The organism is Salibaculum sp. (assembly GCF_035270045.1).
GTDB lineage: Bacteria > Pseudomonadota > Alphaproteobacteria > Rhodobacterales > Rhodobacteraceae > Salibaculum.
The window spans coordinates 85,115-91,546 of the sequence record NZ_DATFIP010000049.1; the positions used below are offsets into that span (position 1 = coordinate 85,115).

The window sequence follows — 6,432 nt, forward strand, 5'->3', positions numbered from 1 at the left end:
CGTAGCCGGCCGACATGTCACCCATGCGCCAAAACAATTGACAAAAATTGCGTGCTCTGGCTTCCTTGCAACATAATTCATCCAGGAGTTTTCCATAATGTCCGACTCCGGTCAAAGCGCAATCAAGCGCAATCGCCCGCCCCGCGTCCACATCGCCTACCAAGACCCATACGACGAGAGCGCACAGGTCGAACTGCCCTTTGTCATGGGCATGATGGCCGATCTTTCCGGCAATGCCTCCGCCAAGGAGAAGCCCAAGGTCGCGGAACGGCCTTTTTCAGATGTCGAGCCGCAGAACTTCAACAAGTACATGGCCAGCATCGAGCCCGCGGTCAGTTTCAACGTCGACAACAAGCTCGGCGGCGAAGAGGGTGAAAAGCTTGGCGTCAACCTGGCCTTCCGCAGCATGGAGGACCTGGACCCCGGACAGATCGCGCGCCAGGTGCCCGCGCTCAAGACCCTCCTTGAAGCGCGCGAACAGCTCGCCAACCTGCAACGTTACATGAATGGCAAATCAGCGGCGCAGGATCTTCTGCGGCAACTTCTGTCGGACCCTGAACTCATGAAGATGCTCGAATCGAAAACCGCCGACTCCAGCTCTGGCGCCGATTCGGACGAGGATACCGCCGCCCGCTGAAGAAGGTGGCCGCGCCGCTTTGAATTGCCTCGTCCGTCCGTCAGGATGAGTGATACCGAACGCGAGAATGGAAGCATACATGGAAAATTCGACCCAGCAGGAGAGCGTCGCGCCGGAAGCCACCGAGGAGCAGGAAGACTTCTCACAGCTTCTGAAAGCCAGCTTCAAGCCGCGCACACCGGATGCCGAGGCAGAAGTGGAAAATGCGGTCTCGACGCTCGTCAAGCAGGCCCTTCAGGATCAGTCGGTCGTCAAGGAGGACATCCTCGACACTGTCGACGAGATGATCGCGCAGCTTGACGCCAAGCTGACCGAGCAGACCAACGAGATCCTTCATCACCCTGAATTTCAGAAGATCGAAAGCTCGTGGCGTGGGCTTGAATACATCGTCAACAATGCAGAGCCCGACTCGTCGCTCAAGATCAAGGTGATGAACATCTCCAAGGCCGAACTTGAGCGGGAGTTACGCAGCTATCCAGGCGCCAAGTGGGACCAGAGCCCCTTCTTCAAGAAGGTCTACGAGACCGGGCTGGGCAATCTGGGCGGCGAGCCTTTCGGCTGCATGATCGCCGACTACCAATTCGACCACTCGTCAGCGGACGTCCGGGTTCTGCGCGACATGGGCAAGATCGCCGCGGCAGCACACGCGCCCTTCTTCTCCAATGCAGCGCCGACACTCATGGGGATGGATAGCTGGAACGAGATTTCCAATCCACATGACTTGGGGACAATTTTCGACACCCCAGAATACGCCGGATGGCGAGGCCTGCGCGACAGTGAGAACGCTCGCTACCTGGCGCTCTGCATGCCGCGCGTCTTGTCCCGCGAACCCTACGGGCCGGATTCGTTACCCGTCGAAGCCTTCAACTTCGAGGAAGAGACCGACGGTCACACCGGTGAAAAATATGCCTGGATGGGCGCAGCCTATGCCATGGGTGCCAACATCGCCCGGGCCCACAAGGACTACGGCTGGACGGTGCAGATTCGCGGCGTGCAATCGGGTGGCGAGGTCATAAACCTGCCCACGCACACCTTCCAGACCGAGGAGGGTGGCAGTGACCTCAAATGCCCCACTGAAACCGCGATCAGCGACCGTCGCGAGGCAGAGCTGTCCAAGGCCGGTCTGATCAGCCTGATCCACCGCTCCAACAGCGACAAGGCCGCCTTCATCGGGGCGCAATCGCTCTACAAGCCCAAGAAGTTTCCATCGGCCGACGCCACGGCGGCCGACAATCTGTCGTCGCGCATTCCCTACATGTTCGCCGTGTCGAGGTTCTCGCACTACCTCAAGCACATGGTGCGCGACCAGATCGGGTCGACCAGAGAGAAGGATCAGCTCCAGTCCGAACTTCAGGACTGGATCTCTCAGTATGTTCATGCGTCGCCTGCAAATGCTTCAGAAGCAGAGAAGGCGCGGCGTCCCCTGGCCGGGGCCAAGGTTGAAGTCGTCGAAGACCCCGAAAACCCGGGCTACTACGTCGGGAAATTCCTCTTGCGCCCGCATTTCCAACTGGAGGGCATGGATATCGGCATGAGCCTCGTGTCCAAGCTTCCGTCTAACTAAGTCACGTTCACCCCCTTAGACCCAGCAGTCATTTCACGAAGGAGCAACCCCCATGGCAACCGATATCGGCCTTATCATCGATGGCATCAAAGGCGAATCCCAGATCAAGGAATTCAAGGAAAAGGATGGGATAGACGTCCTGTCCTGGAACTGGGGCATGTCGCAATCCGGCACGACGCACATGGGTTCGGGCGGTGGTGGCGGCAAGGTGAATGTCAACGACATCACCTTTACCAAGTACCTTGACCTGTCCACACCTGACCTTCTCAAGGCCTGTACCTCGGGCCGCCATATCCCGAAGGCAGAATTGATCGTGCGCAAGGCCGGCGGGGACAAGCCTGTGGATTACCTCAAACTCGAGATGAACACCGTTCTGGTGTCTTCCTACAGCACCGGCGGCTCCAGTGACGGACTTGACCGCGTGCAAGAGACGCTGTCGTTCAACTTCAAGTCCTTCAAGGTCACCTATACCCAGCAGAACGAGCAGGGCAGCAAGATCGGCGAAAGCGACATCGGCTGGGATATCGCGGAGAACCGCGCGCTCTGATCCACGCACGGGATCGCGGGGCCCGCTTGTGGCCGGCCCCGCGACATCGTTTCGTCCGGCACCCGCTCGGTGCGGCTTTCCGTTCCGTGGCGGGCCAGGGTCGGGATCCGCCGGGCAAGCTTGGCCCGTGGCCACCCGAAAGAGGACGGTATGCGAAAACCGGCAAGATCGGAAAAGACGGAACAACGGAGTCAGCCGCTTCAGGTTCCTCTACTCTATGCCTTTCGCGAGGCCGCCGAGGCCGGTGATTCCCGCAAGCATGACGTCAATTACGATTCGGGCGGCGCACGCGTTGTATCGCAAAGGGCCTCGGTTCGCAGACGCGGCACCAACGAAGCCGCCCTCAAGCGAAATCTCAACATTGACCTCGGTCATCTCGTCAATACGATCAACCTCGCATCGGTCACCGATCTTGACGGTCATCCTTCGGTTCGCCGCTCGGTGCTGAATTATGGCATCGACGACCTGACCCACCTGACCACTGATTCCACTGGCCTGCAGGACCTTGGCGCCGCCCTGCGACAGGCCCTGATCGCCCATGAACCGCGGCTCGTGCCGGAAACGTTGACGATTGCCCAACAGGAGGTCAACGAGGAAACCAACCAGCGCATAGCCTTTCATGCCCATGCGGAAATGAAATGCCGCCCCGTAGATATCCCGCTAGAATTCCTGGCCGAGATCGATGTCGGCTCCGGCAAGGTGGAACTTCAGGGAATCGTCGGCGCCGGCGGACCGCGCGCCAATGGCGCGCGCTCCACGAAGGGTTCGTCAGTCGACGGCGCATAAAAACCATGCAGCAGGAATTTCTCGACCTCTACGAACGCGAGCTCAACGCCCTCTATGACCGGGCTGCCGCCTTCGCCGCAGAGTTTCCCGGACTTGCCGACAGGCTTGGCGGGCTGACGCGGGACCGGCTTGACCCAGGCCTCGCAGGGCTTCTAGAAGGCTCGGCCTTTCTCGCCGCGCGGGTGGGAATGAAGCAGAACGAGGAATTCGGGACCTTTACCACTGCCATCCTGAAGCAATTGCTCCCAGGCTACCTGGCCCCGGTACCCGCCGCGGCGCTGCTACAGGCCGCGCCGGACTTCCGCCAACCGGACCTGGCCCAGGGCAAGCGCTTCGCACCGGGCGGCTATCTGGACGCGGCCTACCGCGAACGCGATCAACGTGTGTCCTGCCGCTTCCGCTTGGCCGCACCTTTGGAGCTATGGCCGCTCGAACTGGACCAGGCGGCCTATTTCACCAGTCCCGCCCCCTTGCAAGCCCTCGGGCTGGAGGTATCGCAAGGGACCGTAGCCGGCCTCAGGCTTCGGCTGGTGCGGCGCACCGGGCCGGGAACACCCGACCCGGATGCCGATATCGTGCCGAATGCCAAGCCGCCCCCGCCCGTCGGCGATCTCGCCCGGGCCGGGCTGGACAACCTGCCGGTGCACCTCCACGGCCCCATGGCGGCCATGACCGGCCTTTACGAACAGATCTTCGCGCGCAGCACGAAGCTGACCCTGCGCTGGCTGGACACGCAAGGCGACCCCGTCTTCGCGCGGTGCCCACCTGGTCTGGTCCGGCAGCTGGGTTTCGACGAGGACGAATCCTTTTTCCCCGAAGAGGGGCGCCTGTTCCGCGGCTTCGCCCTGCTGCGCGAGTTCCACATGCTGCCGCAGAAATTCCTCGGCTTCCGCCTGTCCGGGCTCGCCGCCCTGCTGGAGCGGGTCACCGCCCCGGCCTGCGACCTGTTGTTCGAATTCGACCGGGCCGATGCCGCGCTGGCCTCGACCATCTCGGACCAGAGCTTCCGGCTTTATACCGCACCTGCGATCAACTTGTTCTCGGAACGCTCGGCGCGGGTCAAGATCGACGCGGGCCGCCGGGAACATCTGATGGTGCCGCAACCGAGCCCGCACGAGAACTACGAGATCCACTCGGTTCTGAGGGTGCGCGCGCATTACGGCGGAAAGCGCAAGCCAGTGCCGATCTGGCCGGTCTACGGGCAACCACGCGATGCCACGCGCGCCTCCGAAGAGCTGTACTATGACATCCGCCAACGGCCACGTCGCCTGAGCGCGACCGAAATCCGCCGCGGCCAGCATGGCGATTATACCGGATCCGAGACCCTGATCACCCTGCATGAACCAGCCACCATCGATGATCCCGACCCGGTTCAGAGCCTTCAGGCCGATCTTCTTTGCACCAACCGGCATCTGCCGGCGATGCTTCCCATGGGGCAGGCCAAGGCGGATTTCCGGCTAGTCAACGACACCTCGATCGCTTTCGCCTGCATCACCGGACCGACCCCGCCGCGCGATGCACTGTCAGGTCAGGAAGGTCCCAACCCGCGTATTGGGGATCAGGGTGCGCGGATGTGGCAGGCAATCAACTGCCTGAGCTTCAACCTTCTGGGCCTGAACGACCGCCACGCCGACGACCCCGCCGCCGGCCTGCGAGATGCCCTGTCGCTGTTCGCCGACTTGTCCGACAGCATCACCGAACGGCAGGTCCAGGGGCTGACCGGTAGCGAAACGCGGCCCGTGGTGCGATCGGTCAAACGCCCTGACGGTTACGCCCCCGCCCGCGGGCTGGAAGTGACATTGACCTTCGACGAACGCGCCTTCGAAGGCAGCGGCATTGCCCTGCTGGGCGCCGTCCTGGATCGGTTCCTTGCAGATTACGTACAACTCAACAGCTTCACAGAGACCGTGATCGTGTCACGCAAGCGCGGCGAGGTCATGCGCTGGCCACCACGGTCGGGCACGGGTCCGGTCCTGTGAACGGCAAGGCGCGATACCAGGAGCTGATCGAGGCCCCTTGGTCCTTCGACGTGCTGAACCTGATGCGCGAGCTTGACCGCAGCCACCCCGAAAAACCCCGCATGGGCACGGCCGCGCGCCAGAGCGAGGAAATCGTGCATATCCGGCAAGACCCTTTCCTGGCTTTTCCGTCATCCAACGTGACCCGGGTCGTGCCGCCCGAAAGCCCCGGCGACGCGATATCCGTCTTCGTGCAATTCATGGGCTTCTTCGGTCCCAACGGCCCCCTGCCCTTGGCGATGACGCTGGAAGCGCACCAGTGGATGACACGGCGCAATGACCCGGCTTTCGCCCGGTTCGCCGACATCTTCTCGACCCGTTTCGTGCAACTGTTCTACCGCGCGTGGGCCGATGCCCGCCCCGTTGTGCAGATGGACCGCCCCGCCGATGACAGGTTCCGCGCCTGGGTCGGTGCGCTTAGCGGGCACGGCACGCCGGGCCTGCAAAACCGCGATTCGCTCGATGATGATACCCGGCGGCATCTCTCCGGGCTCTGGGGCAGCCGCGTGCGCAGCGCCACGCGGCTTTCCCAGCTCCTGCGCGAGGTCATGGAGATGGACGCCGAGCTTGAAGAGAGGGTCGGCACCTGGCTTGAATTCAGCGATGACGACCTGTCGCGCCTGGGCACCGAAACCGCGGCGCTGGGGCGAAATTGCTGCCTCGGCGCGCGGGCCTACAGCGTGAACGACAAGATCCGCGTCACCCTGCACTGTCGTGACGTCGCAGAGTACGACAGCTGCCTGCCCGGGCGGCCGGAATGCCGCCGTCTGGTCGATTTCCTGCATGGCTATCTGGGTGACGCCGTCGAGATCGATATCGCGCTCACCCTGCCCGAGGAGCTGCTACCCACGACCCGTCTCGGTGCAGCCGGTCAGCTGGG

Annotated in this window: 6 protein-coding genes; all 6 read left to right on the forward strand. The window is 62.5% G+C overall.

Annotated features, from left to right (window positions below; translation table 11 throughout):
- Positions 1–97: 97 nt before the first annotated feature.
- Positions 98–637: a type VI secretion system contractile sheath small subunit gene (tssB, locus tag VJ897_RS08155; protein WP_324054950.1), complete on the forward strand. Its 540-nt coding sequence runs from the start codon at positions 98–100 to the stop codon at positions 635–637.
- A gap of 79 nt (positions 638–716) precedes the next feature.
- Positions 717–2,201, forward strand: coding sequence for a type VI secretion system contractile sheath large subunit (tssC, locus tag VJ897_RS08160; protein ID WP_324054952.1), 1,485 nt, complete (start codon positions 717–719; stop codon positions 2,199–2,201).
- A gap of 52 nt (positions 2,202–2,253) precedes the next feature.
- The gene (locus VJ897_RS08165) at positions 2,254–2,748 is read left to right on the forward strand and encodes an Hcp family type VI secretion system effector (protein WP_324054954.1); all 495 of its coding nucleotides are present in this window, start codon (positions 2,254–2,256) and stop codon (positions 2,746–2,748) included.
- A 150-nt stretch (positions 2,749–2,898) separates the two neighbouring features.
- Positions 2,899–3,534 (forward strand): type VI secretion system baseplate subunit TssE, encoded by a 636-nt coding sequence (locus VJ897_RS08170; protein WP_324054956.1) that lies wholly within the window; start codon positions 2,899–2,901, stop codon positions 3,532–3,534.
- Positions 3,535–3,539: 5 nt separating this feature from the next.
- Positions 3,540–5,513 (forward strand): type VI secretion system baseplate subunit TssF, encoded by a 1,974-nt coding sequence (gene tssF, locus VJ897_RS08175; RefSeq protein ID WP_324054958.1) that lies wholly within the window; start codon positions 3,540–3,542, stop codon positions 5,511–5,513.
- Positions 5,510–6,432 (forward strand): type VI secretion system baseplate subunit TssG (gene tssG, locus VJ897_RS08180; protein WP_324054960.1); only part of this gene is annotated, 923 nt, incomplete at its 3' end. The genes tssF and tssG, both read left to right, overlap by 4 nt.